The sequence below is a fragment of the Colwellia sp. BRX10-1 genome, from assembly GCF_014077545.1.
Lineage (GTDB): Bacteria > Pseudomonadota > Gammaproteobacteria > Enterobacterales > Alteromonadaceae > Colwellia_A.
Genome location: NZ_JACGWC010000004.1, coordinates 208,020 through 224,307 on the forward strand (window position 1 = coordinate 208,020; position 16,288 = coordinate 224,307).

The following is a 16,288-nucleotide window of genomic DNA, read 5'->3' on the forward strand; positions in this document are numbered from 1 at the left end:
AGATAACGATTTATTTTTGGTGCTAACGAAAATTTTGTGAGTTAACTCAGTAAGTAACTCGTAATGACTATGGAATTTAATGACCCATGAATACATTAGAAGTGGAAAAAGAACGGATATGCCAGATAAGTTCTATTCTATACAGCGCTAGCCAACCGATTAGAATACTCACCCATTTAGAATGGAATAGAGATATTAAACAGAAATTCTTTGCGGATAAGTGTAAAGAGCTACCTAAGGTTAGCTACCCTACTTTTGATCCTAGTAAAACCTTAAGTTTAGTGAGTGAAGCTAGAAGCTTGATGGGGAATTCAGACATAGATGAATGGCTAAAGCGCATTTCAACTAAGCTTGAACATGGTGCTTTGATGATGGGATCGGTAGGCACTAAAAAGTTTTATGAATTTTCTGAGGCGCTTTACGGTAAACCTACCAACCCATTTACTGACGGTAAATCAACACCGCTTGAATTAGCGAATATTTTTGACAAACAAATTAGTAGTTATGCTAGTTACAACTTTGGTAGTCCACCACCTATGTGTTATCTAGCTTCAGATATCGCTGAGCAAATGCAAGCAGCCGTGACTAAAATGTTTGGTACAGATGCGCCAAAAGTTGAAGTGGTTGATGAGCTATCTGCCAACGCGTTAGCAAACCCAAAGTTAATACGGATTAGGAGGACAGCCTGTTTTACTGATCTTGACGCGCAACAACTCATTAATCATGAAGCCCATATTCATGTTGCCACTTCGATTAATGGACTTAATCAGCCGCACCTTAAAATATTAGCCGCTGGTCATCCTGGGACCACTAAAACACAAGAAGGCTTGGCGGTATTTTCTGAATATATCACTAATTCTATCGATTTAGATAGACTGCGCAGACTAGCTGACCGTATTATCGCGATACAAATGTCGATTGAAGGTGCAGACTTTTTAGAAGTGTATGACTACTTCTTAGGTCGTATTGGCAATGAATCACAAGCTTATGAAAATACTCGGAGAGTTTTCAGGGGGGGTGTTTTAACTGGCGGCGCCCCCTTTACTAAAGATGGTGTTTACTTAGAAGGACTTATCCGCGTGCATAATTTCTTAAAAGCTATCGCCGCTAATGGTCGAGCAGATTGTCTTAAGTTATTATTTTGTGGAAAATTAGATATTGAAGACATTCCAGTATTATACAAATTAGAGGAAATGGGGCTATGCCAACCAGGTAAATACTTACCACCATGGGTTGAAGACGCACGCTATTTATTAGCTTACTTAACCTGCTCTGAGTTTCTCAATAAAATGGATATGCCTAAAGTTTATAGCCATTATGATGAGTTGCTGCACAGCATTCCAAAAACGTTCAATTAACGTTGCGAAATACAACAGCTACTAGCTGCCATCAAACTTATATATGATAGCGGCTAATGCTGCCATTTAACAACAGCTACTAGCTGCCATCAAACTTATATATGATAGCGGTTAATGCTGTTGTTAAAACAGCGTTACTTATGCAAAAGTTAGTGGTCGTCTTTATATTTTTCATAGACCTTTTCAAAATTCCCTGGATGTGCGGCAAAAGCAGCAAGCACCTTAGGGTCGAAATGCTCAGGCATGGTTCTACCATCACCTTCAATAATTATTTTTACTGCCTTTTCATGACTAAAAGCAGGCTTGTAAGGACGTTTTGAACGCAGCGCATCATAAACGTCACACAGCGCCATAATACGAGCAGACAATGGAATATCTTCACCAGAAAGACCATTAGGATAGCCAGTGCCATCCCATCTTTCGTGGTGATTTAATGCGATTTCAGCGCCCATTTTGATAAAAGGAGAATCCCCCTTTTGCAGGATTTTTGCGCCAATAACACTATGCGTGTTCATGGTCTCACGCTCTTGAGGTGTAAAAGGCGTTGTTTTGAAAAGAATAGCATCTGATATACCAATCTTACCAATGTCGTGCATTGGGCTCGCATAAAACAATGCTTTATTCATTTTTTTACTCAGACCAAGCAATCGTCCTAACAGATATGAATAGTGTGCAATACGGCGTACGTGTGCCCCGGTCTCCTCATCCTTAAATTCAGCAGCGCTGACCATAGTGATGATAGTTTCCTTATAAGAATTTTCAAGCTTAACCGTACGTTCTTTAACCTTGTCTTCAAGTTTATTGTTGTATTCTGTAAGGAGATCACTGTAATCCTTTAAGCGCAACATATTCCTAACCCGTAATATAAGTTCAGCTCGGTCGATTGGCTTAGTAAGAAAATCATCAGCGCCTACTTTAAGTGCCGTCAATTTAGCCGCATGCTCGTCCTATCGAAGTCACCATAATAATTGGAATATACATGGTCTCAGGATTAAGTTTTAACCTTTCAGCAACTATATTGCCATTTAGCCCAGGCATCATGATGTCGAGTTAAGGTTTGATAGCGTGCTCAATAAACAAAACACTTAATATAGCTAATTCATTAATACTCAGCTTGGGGTAAAGCATAAGTAGCTTTAATCGCTAACCGTTGCGGTGCAATATCATCGAAGGCCTTTTGATATAGTGCTATCACGTCATTGGCTGTGTTTATATTGAAAGCAAAGTAGTTACCTACCTTATTGACCTGCCAGACCTGTTCATAGTCAGTTTCATCAAAGCCAAGTTGTTCTGCTAAATGAGCGAAACCATGTATAGAGATAACAATCATGTCGACACGATCTGATTGCATCATTAAAAAAGCTTGTTTTAAGGAGGAGACTTTTGCCAAGTTAGAGGAAGGGAAACCCACTTGATTAAGCGAAATTTCTGAGATATCGCCTGCTACGGTGGCAACTTTACGATAAAAAACTTGCCCTAAATTAGCGAACTCAAAGTTTTTTGATTTTTTGGCCATTAGTACATGAGTAGAGTGAAAAATAGGCCCAACCCATTTAAATAAACCTTCTCGAGCTTGAGTTCTAGAAACGGTAAACAAAGCGCTGTTGGCTTTATCTAAGGTAAATCTATAGCCACGTGCCCAGGGAACAACCAGAATTTCTTGTTCTGCAATGTCTAAATGTTTCCATAACGCTTTTAAGGTCTCTACTGAAATTCCCTTAAGCTTATCATTAACTAAATAATTAGCAGGAGGATAGTTTTCAGTATAAAAAGTAATATTTTTTGTTGGCGATAATTGTTGAAGTGCTTGTAGCGGAGCAATCACAATAAAAAATAGTAAAATAGACTTAATAATAAATTTATTCATTAAAACTGAATCCTCCACCACGACAAAACAAAATTAACAGACTTTATTATCAATTAACGTCAACCTTATTTATAGTCAATATATCTTGCCATATCAACGTTATTGATGGTGGACTGAGCTATGTGCTGTAAATAAAGTACGGACTACATTTATCAGCTGACTATAAAACTATAACTAACTTAACATATTGTTTGAGTTTATTATTTTAATTAGTAACTTTTTTAGTGTACAGGAATTACTGGCTATAATCCTCGTTGCCATTCTTGACGAAGCGGAATTTCTGTAGAATGCGCTAATGCCATTTGCACCGTATTAACTAGTTTCTCTTTATCTTTCCCTAAAATGCCCTTTAAGACTAAGTAATTTGAAGCATGATCAGACCTAAAAATAGTTTTTTCTAATTCCAGAGCGGATAACAATGTTGCCATTTCAATAAATAACTCTTGCTGACTTAGCAGTCGATAGGGTTGATATTGTCGGTCAGTAAAGTTTTTAGCAAAACGTTCTTGCCCTAAAGGAAAGCTAACCACGAGTGTCGATAAGTAGTCGGGTTGTGCTTCATTCATTAATTTAGCTGAGTTAATGGCATGCTGTTTGGATAGCTCAGGTCCGCCAAGTCCATTTAAGATCATCACTGAACTTTTAATACCTGCTTGCTTAATTTTGTTGAGCGCAATTAAAGAGCTTTGATAGGTTTCGCCCTTGTCAATTAATTGTAAGACCTCATCGTCACCGCTTTCACAACCAACATACAAGAGAGACAAGCCTAACGCCTTTAACTCTGCTAGCTGTTCAACAGTTTTATTACTGACGTTTCTTGGTAGACAATAACTTGCAACACGAGTGACTTGCGGAAAATATTGCTTTATTAGCTCAAGTATTTCTTTCAAGCGTTTAAACGGTAACATCATTGCGTCACCGTCGGCTAAAAACACCCGACCAACCGGTAAGCCTGAGTCGACAACTTTAATCATCTCTTCTTCAATTAATGCGACTTTTTTCGGTTTAAATTTTTTATTTTCGGCCGTATACATTTCACAAAAAGAACAATTATTCCAAGAGCAGCCATTGGTAACTTGCAAAATAAGGCTCTTCCACTCACTGGGCGGACGAAAAACTGGCTCTATATATTTAAGGGGATACATTGGTCACTCACTTTTTAGATCACTTTAGATAGCTACACATCATCGAAAAAAAGTAGCAAATTCAACCTGAAAATATTCAGTTAAATCTTACGACCAATCGCCTCTATCTTTAAAGACTTTCGCTTCACTGGTGCTATGGGTTTGGTTGTAAGTTTTTATCTTTTGATTTTTACCTAACATAACTTTTAATTGATAATAAGTTTCACGGGCTAAGGTAAAACGGTCACTTCGCCACCAAACATGATTATAAAGTTTTTTAACACCTGCAACCGCATCCGGTGATTGCTGGCAAAGTTTATCTGCTAAGCTTTTTGCTGACACTAAGGGATCAGCACAAATATCGGTAATTAACTTGAATTCAAGTGCTTGCTGCGCAGAAATTTCTTGACCAGTCATCGCCAACAACTTCGCTTGATCTGCTGGCAAGTGTTCTTTAAGTGCCAAAGTGCCGCCCATATCCGGAATGAGTCCCCACCTTGCCTCTAAAATAGATAAAGTAGCACTGGGCTCAACAAAGCGAAAATCGCCACCGAGTGCTATTTGTAAACCGCCCCCCCAAACTCTGCCATGTAATGCCATGATCACCGGAGCAGGAATTTTACGCCAGCCCGTTGATACACGTTGTGCTAAATTTGATTGACCGGGTAACCATTTAAACAGGAGTTTAAAGATATTAACCGGTGCTTTCATCACAGACTTAACATCTAAACCACTACAAAAGTCGACACCCTTACCATGAACAATTACTGCTCGCAGTGATTTATCTTTTTGTAATTGTTTTATAATTTTATCAAGTTGATAAAACATCATCATATTAATAGCGTTATGCTTATCTGCACGATTAAGCGCAACATAAGCAATGTTGTTTTCGATAGTTAACAATACGGTTTTTTCTGGCATACTGACCTCTGGTTAGACCAGAATAAAATAACCTTGTCGACATGAGATGTAAATAAATAAAACAAATAAAAACAAATAAAAACAAATGAAACTGGAAGCATAAAGATGGAACATTATTTTCAAGGTAAAACAGTCGTTATTACCGGTGCATCTGCAGGTGTTGGTGCAGAAACTGCCCGAGCCTTTGCCAAATTGAAAGCTAATTTGGTTTTGTTAGCCAGAGGACAACAAGCACTCGACGAGATTGAAAAAGAACTTAGTGTTGAAACTTCGGTGTTAACCATCAAGATGGATGTCGCTAATTCAGCTGATTGCCAAAAAATGCTAGAGAGTGCTCAAGAGAAATTTGGCAGTATTCATTATCTTATTAATAATGCTGGCTATCATCAACGCGGTAATGTTGAAGATAATACCGCTGAACAATTAGCAAAAATGGTCGATGTAAATTTACGTGCGCCAATAGCACTGTCGGCATTAATTTTACCTTATATACGAAGCAGTATAACTAATGGTGGCTTTGGCGGCATCGTTAATGTTGGCTCTTTAGCTGGTCGAACACCATTACAGGGCGCTGCAACCTATTGCGCAACTAAGTCTGGGCTGCGTGCATTTACCTATGCCCTTGCTGATGAATTAAGCGGTTCGGGGATTAGTATTGGTTTGGTTTCTCCGGGGCCAATCAATACTGGCTTTATTATGTCTGAAATAGATGAAGTAGAAGATATTGTATTTTCTCAACCGATGAGCAGTCCACAGCAAGTCACTGAGGCAATAATCCGCGTAGCCAAAGGGGAGCAAATCGAGATTTCATTACCTCGTTCGAGCGGTTGGTTAACTACTGTTTCTTATCTGTTTCCTTCACTAAGACGCTTTCTAAGGCCGGCACTTTATAAAAAAGGTCGAAAAGCAAAAGAACGTTATCGAAACAAAAAAGAATAAAGGCAAGTACATTGTCCGCATATCCGTATATAATATGGCTATAACTGTTTAGTAAAAAAGAATCTCATGACGCTAGAAGACGAACAACTCAATAATCCCTTGCACGGGCTTAAATTAGATACACTTTTAAATGAAGTGTATGATCATTATGGTTGGGAAATTCTAGCGGAATATACCAATATTAATTGTTTTAAAAACAAGCCTAGTATTGAATCTAGCTTAAAGTTTTTGCGTAAGACCGAGTGGGCACGTGAAAAAATGGAACGTTTTTATTTATATCAATTTAAGAACTTGCCTAAAGCTGATGATGAACAATATGAAATTCCACCGCGTCTGCGAGTGATACCCGCACGCCAGAAACCTAAAGACCCTGCCGTACTCATTTTAGGACGAGCCCCTATCCCTACAATCAGATCATCCAATTTTTCTGATAACAAACCTTCATCACAAGGTCGAGATAGCAGAAGTAATAGCAGTAAGGGTAGCTATAAAGATAAAAGTGAACAGGGCTTTGCTCGTCGTACAGAAAAACCTGAACGCTCAAAGCCAGCTAGTGCATCTTCAAATCCTTACTCTGATTCTCCTAAGTAACATCAATATAAGCATTCAAGTGACAGATTTACTACAGGGTTAATCTGTCAACATATCAATAAATCTCAAACTAAAATTATAAATATCTCCAGGCCATCGCGCCGATAAGTAGTTTCTATCTTTAACGATAAAGCCACGTGACAAGTGCTGTAAATCATCACGAGCTAATGGCAAACTGCCGTTAACAAACTGAGTTTTACTGGCAAGTGCTGCCACTAATTCATCTTCTGTGGTTGTTTCTGGATACGTTAAATAATAATCATCTAACCAAAATCGAGTTAATTGGAAAGCCATAAGCTCTTGACGCTTTAATAGCCCGGTACATTGATAATTATAGATGACCGATTTTTGACTTTTGGGATCAATACTTCTCGCTGGAATTAATACGCCATGACAAACAGCCGCGACGGGTTTATTTTCATTAAAAAAATCAACCACCAATCTTTGTAATACCTCTGACTCTAAATATTCTTTTACCCCTTTGTCATGCCCACCCGGTAATAATAATCCATCGAAGTCACTGGCTTTCACATCGGTGTAAAATAAAGGCTTATTAAATTCAGCTGATTGTTCCAGTTGACGATAGGCATTTATGGCATCTTGTCTAGCCTGTAATAAGGGTTTGAGCAAGCCCAAACCTTTTCCAGTCAGCATAATATCGTCAGCCGTCGCGACCTTGCCATCAGGTGTTATAAAGGTCATTTCAACCTGCTGTTCTTTTAGCAATAACCAAGGAATAGCGACTTCTGAAGGATCGCAACCATAGCGCGGTAGCGGGATCAGTACTTTTTTGTTGTGCATCTTTATTGACCCTATTTAAGATTTATTTGTTAGCCTGTTCTTGTTGCAGGAAATAAGTCCATTGCTGCTCGTAGGCAGACATTTGCTGATGTTTCTTAGTGGCTAAATGCATTTGCTTGTCGTGCTCTGTGGCGAAAGCGCCTGTATGACAAGCTAAGCATTTTTTATCTTCAGGCACCCTACTTTTACGGTTATAGGTAATATAGTCGTCGCTGTTAGCATCAAACATCGCCTTACAGTTTTCTAGAGGCGCTTGGCTGTATATATAAGTTGTACCTTGAGTTGATTTAACATGTTTATCTCTGTTTACATTCCTGACTTTATAATCTGGAAATTTAGTAATATCAAAGAAAAAACGACCAATATAGTTGATATCGGTATCAGTGATTAATGCTTTTTCAATATTCCATTGCAGATAAGGTTTAACATTCTTTGAAGTGATCAACGCAAGTTTTGCACCGTTTTCATCAAGAAAGTATTGAAAGCAGTTCAACAGATATTTTCTCAGTAAAGCTCTGTTTAAGGTATTAACACTTAATTGCTGGCACTGAGCTTGAAAAGCTTGTTCAGAAGGAAAAGCGGGTAATAATGGAAATTGAAAGATCACCAAATCAAATGATTTTTCAGCTAACGTCCCCCAAGTATTTTCATCAGTGACGTCAAAATCAGTGATGACTTGGCAATTGTCCTGCTGTAACTGCTGATAATAAACATCACCGTACTTTTCCTGTAAACAAGCCATGCTGTCAAAGATGGTTGCTGTCAGCTGCTGGGGTTGATGATGTTTAAGTAAAGATGCAGAAAAAGATAAGTCGCCATCGCCAACCGTTAAAACACGCCATTTAGGATCAATATGCATAATGAGATTTATAGAATAATAAAATTAGCATTGTATACCCGTTAACGCGTAAAGTGCAGAATTTCAGTGCTAATTAAAGTGACAATAACAATCGCCAGCTTTTGTCTAAATTGATAACTACTCGCAATTAAGGTACTAGCTTTGTACTTTACTTACGGCATTTTGCCACTGTGCATAAAGACGATTTTTTTTCTGCTCGCTGATTTGTGGCGTAAAACTTTTTTCACAGCGCCACAAGGTTGATAATTGATCAACAGAAGAAAAAACGCCTGCTTGTAAGCCGGTTAAATAAGCAACGCCTAACGCTGTGGTTTCAACGATATCAGGGCGTTCAACCGTTATCGATAACATATCGCTGATAAAATTAAGCAGCCAGTTATTTTCCGCCATACCGCCGTCTACTTTTAAAAATGAGAGCGCTAAGCCATCTTTTGCCATAGCATTTTGTAAATCTTTACTTTGAAAAGCAACCGACTGCAAAGCAGCAGAAATTATTTCATTTCGACCTGAGTCACGACTAAGGCCTGAAATGACAGCGCGAGCATTAGGATCCCAATACGGGGCACCCAAGCCTGTAAATGCTGGGACTAAAAAAACACCATGCTCAACAACCGTATTTTCAGCAATTTTTTCACTGTCACTTGCTTTATCAATGATCTTTAATTGATCTCTTAGCCATTGAATAGTTGCCCCTGCCATAAAAATACTGCCTTCAATAGCATAAGTAACGTCACCGTTTAAACGATAGGCAATAGTTGTCAGTAGGCGATTAGTTGACTTTAAAGCTTTATTGCCGGTATTTAGCATTAAAAATGCGCCTGTACCATAAGTACATTTCGCCATGCCCTCAGTAAAACAAGCTTGACCAAATAAAGCCGCCTGTTGATCGCCAGCCATCGCTAAAATGGGGATTTCACCATTAAATAAAGATGATTGCGTGACACCAAATTCAGCGGCGCAGTCCATCACGTCAGGCAACATACTTTTGGGTATTGAAAATAAAGCCAGTAATTCATCATCCCAACATTGTTGGTGAATATTAAATAACATAGTGCGAGAAGCATTAGTTGCATCGGTTTTATGAGATTTCCCCGCCGTTAATTGCCACAATAAAAAAGTATCAACAGTGCCAAAAAGTAACTGACCTGCGTCTGCTTTTTCTCTTGCGCCGGGTACATTATCCAATAACCAATTAATTTTGGTCGCAGAGAAGTACGCATCTAAAATTAAACCCGTTTTATCCATAATGCTATTTTTGATGTCTTGACAATCAATTGAATCACAAAAAAAAGCAGTACGTCTATCTTGCCAAACAATCGCATTGTAAATAACATCGCCAGTATTTTTATCCCATACGAGGGTCGTTTCTCGCTGGTTTGTTATGCCAATACCTAAGATATCGCTAGCACTCAACTGATTTTCATCTAGCACTTTTTGACAGGTACTTAAGACACTCTGCCATAGTTCGTTGGGGTTGTGTTCGACCCAACCATCTTGAGGAAAATATTGCGGAAACTCTTCTTGGGCACTCGCGTAACGTTCACCTTGGGTGGTGAACAATATCGCTCGTGAACTTGTCGTGCCCTGGTCTATCGATAAAAGATACTTTGCCATAAAAAAAGCCGTCTCCGCTGAATGAATAAAGTTAAGCAGGTTAAACAGATCATGCCACAACTTGCTTGTTGAGCAATTATAAAGGTTTTATCGCCACAACTTGCGTTATTGCTTGGCTATTATTACCCGCGTCTGAAATTGTTATCCCTTAAACATATCGATAAAAGATACTTTGCGGTAAAACAAAACAGTCTCCGCTGAATGAATAAAGTTAAGCAGGTTAAACAGATCATGCCACAACTTGCTTGTTGAGCAATTATAAAGGTTTTCTCGCCACGACTTGCGCTATGGCTTGGCTATTATTACCCACGTCTGAAATTGTTATCGCTTAAACATATCGATAAAAGATACTTTGCGATAAAACAAAACAGTCTCCGCTGAATGAATAAAGTTAAGCAGGTTAAACAGATCATGCCACAACTTATTTGTTAAGTAATTATAAAGGTTTTCTCGCCACGACTTGCGCTATGGCTTGGCTATGATTTCCCGTATCTGAAATTATTGTCCCTTCAAAAGAATGAATAATTTGCCAACCAGCAAAATGCTCAAGTAATTCTCCTTTTTTTAATAAAAAATCAGGATTTTTGGGGCGACCAAGAACCGCTTGTCCTAAGGTGAACGTTTCATAAATAACGAGACCATTAGGAACTACTGCCGCTTTAATCTGCTCGATAAGTGGTCGATGTAAGTAGCGAAAAACCATTACGGCACTATAACTATTTTCAACTAATGGCTGAGAAAACCTTTGTTCAAAGTCAATAAGCCAAAAGGTGGCTAATGTTGATTGATATTTATCTGCATCATGACTTATTGCTTGCTGAACATTCGCTAATGACTGCGTGTTAATATCAGCAAAAGTCACCGCTAAATTTTTCTCTATGCAAAACAAACCATTCCTGCCATTGCCACAAGCCAGATCTAAGATGGGTAATGAATTTTCATGAGGGTTAAGTTCAGGTAAATACTTTTCTAGCAAGGAGGAATGCATAATTTTAGCTTTTTGACTTTTTTCTATGAGTAATAAAAAAGGCTGCAATCAATTTGCAGCCTTCATTTAATTCAATACTCATCATTAATAAGTATCGTTATTTAATCGCTTGATGACTGAGTCACTTAGCTACTTAAAACTGAGATACTGGCGCCGCTATTGCTTTACGGGTGATCTCAGCATTAACTTTTAATGCTTCAACAAAGCTTTGGTAAGCAGATTGTGCAAGTTGTTGCGTTTGTTGTTGTGCCATTCTTGGGTCAAGTGCTTTTTCAACATTACTCGCTATAACAGCTTGAACTTCTAATAAGGCTAAATCACCGTTATTTAATGTTACCGTCGTTGCTGAAATCTGACCTTCACTTGGATGAGGTAATTTAAAAGCCTCACGGCTTAAGCTAGGCGCAATATCACTACCTGAGCGTGTAACATCAGCTTTTTCAATAAACACGGCGTTAATCGCTGTTAACTGCTCGCTAATATCATTACCTGCTTTAAATGAAACAAGTAAAGAGTCAGCTGTTGTTTGTGCTAGCTCTGTTGCTTTCTCGCTAATCAAAGTATCACGAATTTGTACAGTAACTTCAGTAAGTGGCTTAACTTCTGCTGGTTGGTACTCTTCTAAACGAATAACAATCGCTAAAGTATCGCTAACTTCAATAATGTCTGAGTTTAAGTTCTCTTGAAGGACTAAATCAGAGAAAGCAGCTTCGATTGCTTTAGGGCTATCAAATGGCGCTACGTTGCCAAATTTACTTAACCAGTCTGTCGTCATTATTTTTGAGTTAACGGCTTCAGCAGCTTCGTCTAAACTATCAGGGGCTTCAAAACTTAATCGTGCCATTTCCTGTTGTAAATCAAAAAACTTATCTTGTGCTTTTGATTGACTCACTTTTGCTTGCAGTTCTACTTCTACATCAGCAAAAGCCTGAACTTGTTCAGCTTTTAGGTCGGTTAATTTAATGATATGAAAACCAAAGTCACTTTCGACAACATCACTTACGCTATTAATCTCGGTTAACGCGAAGGCGCCTTCGTCAAACGCATCGCCCATGGCACCACGTTCAATCCATTCTAAATCACCACCATTTTCACCGCTAAAAGTATCGTCTGAACTTTCTTTGGCTAAAGTAGCAAAATCTTCACCGGCATTAACACGGGCTAATAAAGCTTCTGCCGTTACTTTTGCCACAACTTCATCATCACCAAACTCAATTAAAATATGAGCGACACGACGCTGTTCGTCTTGACGATAGCTGGCAATATTCTCTTGGTAGTAAGCTTTAACATCAGCGTCACTAACTTCAATTGTTTTTGCAATGTCGTTAACATCAAGTGCGATGTAGTTAAGTTTTACTTTTTCTTCGTTTTCAAAACGGCCTTGATTAGCTAAGTAGTACTGATTGATTTCATCGTCAGTTAACTCAATACCGGCTTTAAACTGTTCAGCATTAATGGTCGCATAGCGGACGTTACGCTTTTGGTTTTGTAAAGCGCTTACCCGTTTTTCTTGGTATGGCAAGTTGAACTCGCTGGCAACAAGTGCTTGTGTTAATTGACGACGAGTCATTTGAACACGTAAGTAATCACGAAAATCTGAAGATTGATAAAAACCGGCTTGGTTAATCATCGCTAAATAACGATTATTATCAAAAACACCATCGACCTGAAATTCAGTCATCGTGCGAATAGTTTGCTTAATACGTTCATCAGAAGCGCGAATAGACATATCAACTGTACTTTGATCAATCAGCTTTTCATTGATTAGGTTATCTAAAATACCGTTACGAAAGTTAGCCATATAATTTTCATCTGCTGATAATGTTTCGAACATATCACCAAATTGTTGTGCCATACGATTACGTTGCGCTTGATAAGCTTTATTAAAAGCATCTTGTGATATTTTTTCACCGTTAACGTCAGCGACAGATGTGTCTACTGAGTTGGTATAAGTACCAATTCCCGCTAAAGCAAAAGTTAAAATAACTAAACCTAGGATTGATTTTGCAATCCAGCCCTGTGAACCTTCTCGAATATTTTCTAACATCTTTTTCTCTATTTATTACGACAGATATATCTTTGTTCAGGATTCTATCAGAAGCATCACTGACCTTGAAGTAGCAGACGAAGATTTAATTATTTTATAGTGATATAAATGAAGCTATTTATGGGATATGTAAAATAAAAAAAGCCTTCGTTTAAAAAGGCTTTTCTGATTTATCTACAAAAATTGAAGCAGATAATTATGGATTAACTGAATCTTTTAATGCTTTACCAGCTTTAAATGCTGGGATTTTAGCTGCAGCGATTTGAATAGTTGCACCCGTCTGTGGGTTGCGGCCAGTGCGCGCAGCACGGTCACGTACTGAGAAAGTACCAAAACCAACTAGAGCAACTTGCTCACCATTTTTCAATTCGTCTGTAACAGCTTCAATAAATGAATCTAACGCACGACCAGCAGCAGCTTTAGAGATGTCTGCACCAGCAGCGATTTTTTCGATTAGTTGAGATTTGTTCACAAGTATTCCCCTTCAATTGTTATTATTCAGTGCCATCATTTGTTTTAGCGTCCTGCGGAAACTTTTATATTGAGCTTCTTTTGAACATCAAGCACTGTGTTTAAGAAAATAAAATTTATTATTTATTTTTATCTTAACCAAACCCTAATCCTATGTATGGATAGGGGTCTAGCGTTATCAGCGACATTAACTTAACACAGTTTCAGTGTTTGAAAAGCAAAAATCACTGTTTTTTGTTAATTTTTTGCAATTTTTTCTTTTATTTACTAAAAAAACAGCAATTTTTACAAATTAGTTGCCTAATTTGAATTTTTCTACTGGATGCTCTAAGGCAATATCTAATACCTCTTCTATCCATTTTACCGGATGAATAACCAAATCACCTTTAACATTGTCAGGAATTTCTTCCAAATCACGCTCATTATCTTTTGGAATAATGACTGTTTTAATACCACCACGATGCGCAGCCAAGAGTTTTTCTTTTAAGCCGCCAATAGGAAGTACTTCACCTCGTAAAGTAATTTCACCTGTCATAGCAACATCTGCTCTGACCGGATTACCGGTTAGGCTAGAAACTAATGCCGTACACATACCAACACCTGCGCTTGGCCCATCTTTTGGTGTAGCACCTTCTGGGACATGAACATGGATATCACGTTTTTCATGAAAATCAGCATTAATACGAAATTTATCGGCTCGACTTCGTACAACGGTCATCGCTGCTTGTATCGATTCCTGCATCACGTCACCTAATGAACCGGTGTAAGTCAGTTTACCTTTACCTGGAACCGAAGCTGTTTCTATAGTTAATAACTCACCACCTACAGATGTCCATGCTAAACCAGTCACTTGACCTATTCTATTTTCACTATCCGCTTTACCATAATCAAAACGTTGTACACCCAAAAATTCAGATAAGTTATCTTGATTAATAGTGACTTTTTTAATGGTTTTATCTAATAAAATCGCTTTTACCGCTTTACGACAAAGTTTTGATATCTCTCGCTCTAAGCCACGTACCCCAGCTTCTCTTGTGTAGTAGCGAATGATGCCCATAATAGCGCTGTCTTCAATTGAAATTTCTTTCTCTTTTAGACCATTACGACCAACTTGCTTATCGAGTAAGTGATTCTTGGCAATATTAAGCTTCTCATCTTCGGTATAACCCGACAAACGAATAACTTCCATGCGATCCAATAAAGGTCCAGGGATATCCATACTATTAGAAGTAGCAACAAACATCACATCGGATAAATCGTAATCAACTTCCAAGTAATGGTCGTTAAACGTCGTGTTTTGCTCAGGATCAAGCACTTCCAGTAAAGCAGATGCAGGATCGCCACGCATATCAGACGCCATTTTATCTATTTCATCTAATAAAAATAGTGGATTCTTAACCCCAACTTTAGCAATTTTTTGAATCAACTTACCTGGCAAAGAACCAATATATGTGCGGCGATGGCCTCGAATTTCAGCTTCATCACGCACACCACCTAGTGCCATACGCACGTATTTACGTCCGGTTGACTTAGCAATAGATTGTCCTAAAGACGTTTTACCAACCCCTGGAGGGCCAACTAAACAAAGAATAGGTCCTTTTAGCTGGCTAACACGTTGCTGCACCGCTAAATACTCTAAAATACGTTCTTTAACTTTATCTAAACCGTAATGATCTTTATCTAAAATATCTTGAGCAAGCTTTAAGTTACGCTTTAACTTACTACGCTTCTTCCAAGGTACACTGATCATCCAGTCGATGTATGAGCGAACCACGGTTGCTTCTGCCGACATCGGAGACATCATTTTTAATTTACGTACTTCGGCTAAAGTCTTTTCTTTAGCTTCTTCGGGCATTTGCGCATCTTCAATTTGCTTTTCAAGCTGCTCAACTTCGTTTGAACCTTCTTCGTCATCGCCTAATTCTTTTTGAATGGCTTTCATTTGCTCATTCAAATAATATTCGCGCTGACTTTTTTCCATTTGTTTTTTAACACGGGTACGAATTTTCTTTTCAACTTGCAATAAGTCAATTTCGCCTTCCATCAGTGCCATTAAATATTCTAGACGTTGAGCAACATTCTCTATTTCTAGTACTTTTTGTTTTTCAGCTAACTTTAATGGCATATGTGCAGCCATCGTATCCGCTAATTGTTCTGCATCATCAATACCTGAAACTGAAGTTAACACTTCAGGTGGTATTTTTTTATTGAGTTTGACATAACCTTCAAACTGAGAAATAGCCGAACGAACCAAGACTTCACAATCGTCTTCGTTAACGGTTTCTACGTCAAGAAACTCAATATCGGCAGTGAAGTATTCTTGTGTTTCAACAAATTGAGTTATACGCGCTCTACGCGCTCCTTCAACTAACACTTTCACCGTGCCGTCAGGTAATTTCAACATTTGTAAAATAGTGGCAATCGTACCCGCACGATAAACATCATCGGCTGTAGGGTCGTCAACTGCGGCATCTTTTTGTGCAACAAGAAAAACCTGCTTGTCGTTTTCCATCGCGATATCTAAACAGCGAATAGATTTTTCGCGACCTACAAATAATGGGATCACCATTTGGGGATAAACAACAACGTCGCGCAAGGCTAGAACAGGAATTTCATTGATACCAGATAACTCTTCGGTCATAGGTTACTCTCTCGAAAATCAGTAGGGAAAAAATTGTAGTTAAAAAGTATATGGGGATTTTAGTAAA

14 protein-coding genes are annotated in these 16,288 nt (G+C 38.4%); 3 read left to right on the forward strand and 11 right to left on the reverse strand.

Annotated elements, in window-relative coordinates:
- Positions 1 to 86: 86 nt before the first annotated feature.
- The gene (locus H4J75_RS06030) at positions 87 to 1,358 is read left to right on the forward strand and encodes a flavohemoglobin expression-modulating QEGLA motif protein (RefSeq protein WP_182221619.1); all 1,272 of its coding nucleotides are present in this window, start codon (positions 87 to 89) and stop codon (positions 1,356 to 1,358) included.
- 149 nt (positions 1,359 to 1,507) lie between these two features.
- Here H4J75_RS06030 and H4J75_RS06035 read toward each other — a convergent pair whose 3' ends face one another.
- The 4 genes from H4J75_RS06035 to H4J75_RS06050 all read right to left on the reverse strand — a co-directional run bounded on the left by H4J75_RS06035 (position 1,508) and on the right by H4J75_RS06050 (position 5,270).
- Positions 1,508 to 2,287, reverse strand: coding sequence for an HD-GYP domain-containing protein (locus H4J75_RS06035; protein ID WP_182221620.1), 780 nt, complete (start codon positions 2,285 to 2,287; stop codon positions 1,508 to 1,510).
- Between the two features lie 173 nt (positions 2,288 to 2,460).
- Complete coding sequence (locus tag H4J75_RS06040; protein WP_182214870.1) at positions 2,461 to 3,225, reverse strand: ABC transporter substrate-binding protein; 765 nt, start codon at positions 3,223 to 3,225, stop codon at positions 2,461 to 2,463.
- Positions 3,226 to 3,467: 242 nt separating this feature from the next.
- Positions 3,468 to 4,370: a radical SAM protein gene (locus H4J75_RS06045; protein ID WP_182221621.1), complete on the reverse strand. Its 903-nt coding sequence runs from the start codon at positions 4,368 to 4,370 to the stop codon at positions 3,468 to 3,470.
- 87 nt (positions 4,371 to 4,457) lie between these two features.
- The gene (locus tag H4J75_RS06050; RefSeq protein WP_182221622.1) at positions 4,458 to 5,270 is read right to left on the reverse strand and encodes a crotonase/enoyl-CoA hydratase family protein; all 813 of its coding nucleotides are present in this window, start codon (positions 5,268 to 5,270) and stop codon (positions 4,458 to 4,460) included.
- A 105-nt stretch (positions 5,271 to 5,375) separates the two neighbouring features.
- On the opposite strand from H4J75_RS06050, the gene H4J75_RS06055 reads away from it, so the two are divergent.
- Both H4J75_RS06055 and H4J75_RS06060 read left to right on the forward strand, forming a co-directional pair.
- Positions 5,376 to 6,209 (forward strand): SDR family oxidoreductase, encoded by an 834-nt coding sequence (locus H4J75_RS06055; protein ID WP_182221623.1) that lies wholly within the window; start codon positions 5,376 to 5,378, stop codon positions 6,207 to 6,209.
- 66 nt (positions 6,210 to 6,275) lie between these two features.
- Positions 6,276 to 6,800, forward strand: a complete 525-nt coding sequence (locus H4J75_RS06060; protein WP_182221624.1) for a VF530 family DNA-binding protein — start codon at positions 6,276 to 6,278, stop codon at positions 6,798 to 6,800.
- A 39-nt stretch (positions 6,801 to 6,839) separates the two neighbouring features.
- Here the strand turns inward: H4J75_RS06060 and H4J75_RS06065 are convergent, their stop codons facing one another.
- The 7 genes from H4J75_RS06065 to lon all read right to left on the reverse strand — a co-directional run bounded on the left by H4J75_RS06065 (position 6,840) and on the right by lon (position 16,221).
- Positions 6,840 to 7,601, reverse strand: coding sequence for a type 1 glutamine amidotransferase domain-containing protein (locus H4J75_RS06065; RefSeq protein ID WP_182221625.1), 762 nt, complete (start codon positions 7,599 to 7,601; stop codon positions 6,840 to 6,842).
- Between the two features lie 22 nt (positions 7,602 to 7,623).
- Positions 7,624 to 8,460: a class I SAM-dependent methyltransferase gene (locus H4J75_RS06070; RefSeq protein WP_182221626.1), complete on the reverse strand. Its 837-nt coding sequence runs from the start codon at positions 8,458 to 8,460 to the stop codon at positions 7,624 to 7,626.
- 135 nt (positions 8,461 to 8,595) lie between these two features.
- Positions 8,596 to 10,074 (reverse strand): glycerol kinase GlpK, encoded by a 1,479-nt coding sequence (gene glpK / locus H4J75_RS06075; protein ID WP_182221627.1) that lies wholly within the window; start codon positions 10,072 to 10,074, stop codon positions 8,596 to 8,598.
- A gap of 436 nt (positions 10,075 to 10,510) precedes the next feature.
- Positions 10,511 to 11,110 (reverse strand): SAM-dependent methyltransferase, encoded by a 600-nt coding sequence (locus H4J75_RS06080; protein WP_259366335.1) that lies wholly within the window; start codon positions 11,108 to 11,110, stop codon positions 10,511 to 10,513.
- An 85-nt stretch (positions 11,111 to 11,195) separates the two neighbouring features.
- Positions 11,196 to 13,109: a SurA N-terminal domain-containing protein gene (locus H4J75_RS06085; protein WP_182221628.1), complete on the reverse strand. Its 1,914-nt coding sequence runs from the start codon at positions 13,107 to 13,109 to the stop codon at positions 11,196 to 11,198.
- A 196-nt stretch (positions 13,110 to 13,305) separates the two neighbouring features.
- Positions 13,306 to 13,581: a nucleoid-associated protein HU-beta gene (hupB, locus tag H4J75_RS06090; protein ID WP_070374161.1), complete on the reverse strand. Its 276-nt coding sequence runs from the start codon at positions 13,579 to 13,581 to the stop codon at positions 13,306 to 13,308.
- A gap of 291 nt (positions 13,582 to 13,872) precedes the next feature.
- The gene (gene lon, locus H4J75_RS06095) at positions 13,873 to 16,221 is read right to left on the reverse strand and encodes an endopeptidase La (RefSeq protein ID WP_070374162.1); all 2,349 of its coding nucleotides are present in this window, start codon (positions 16,219 to 16,221) and stop codon (positions 13,873 to 13,875) included.
- Positions 16,222 to 16,288: the final 67 nt, after the last annotated feature.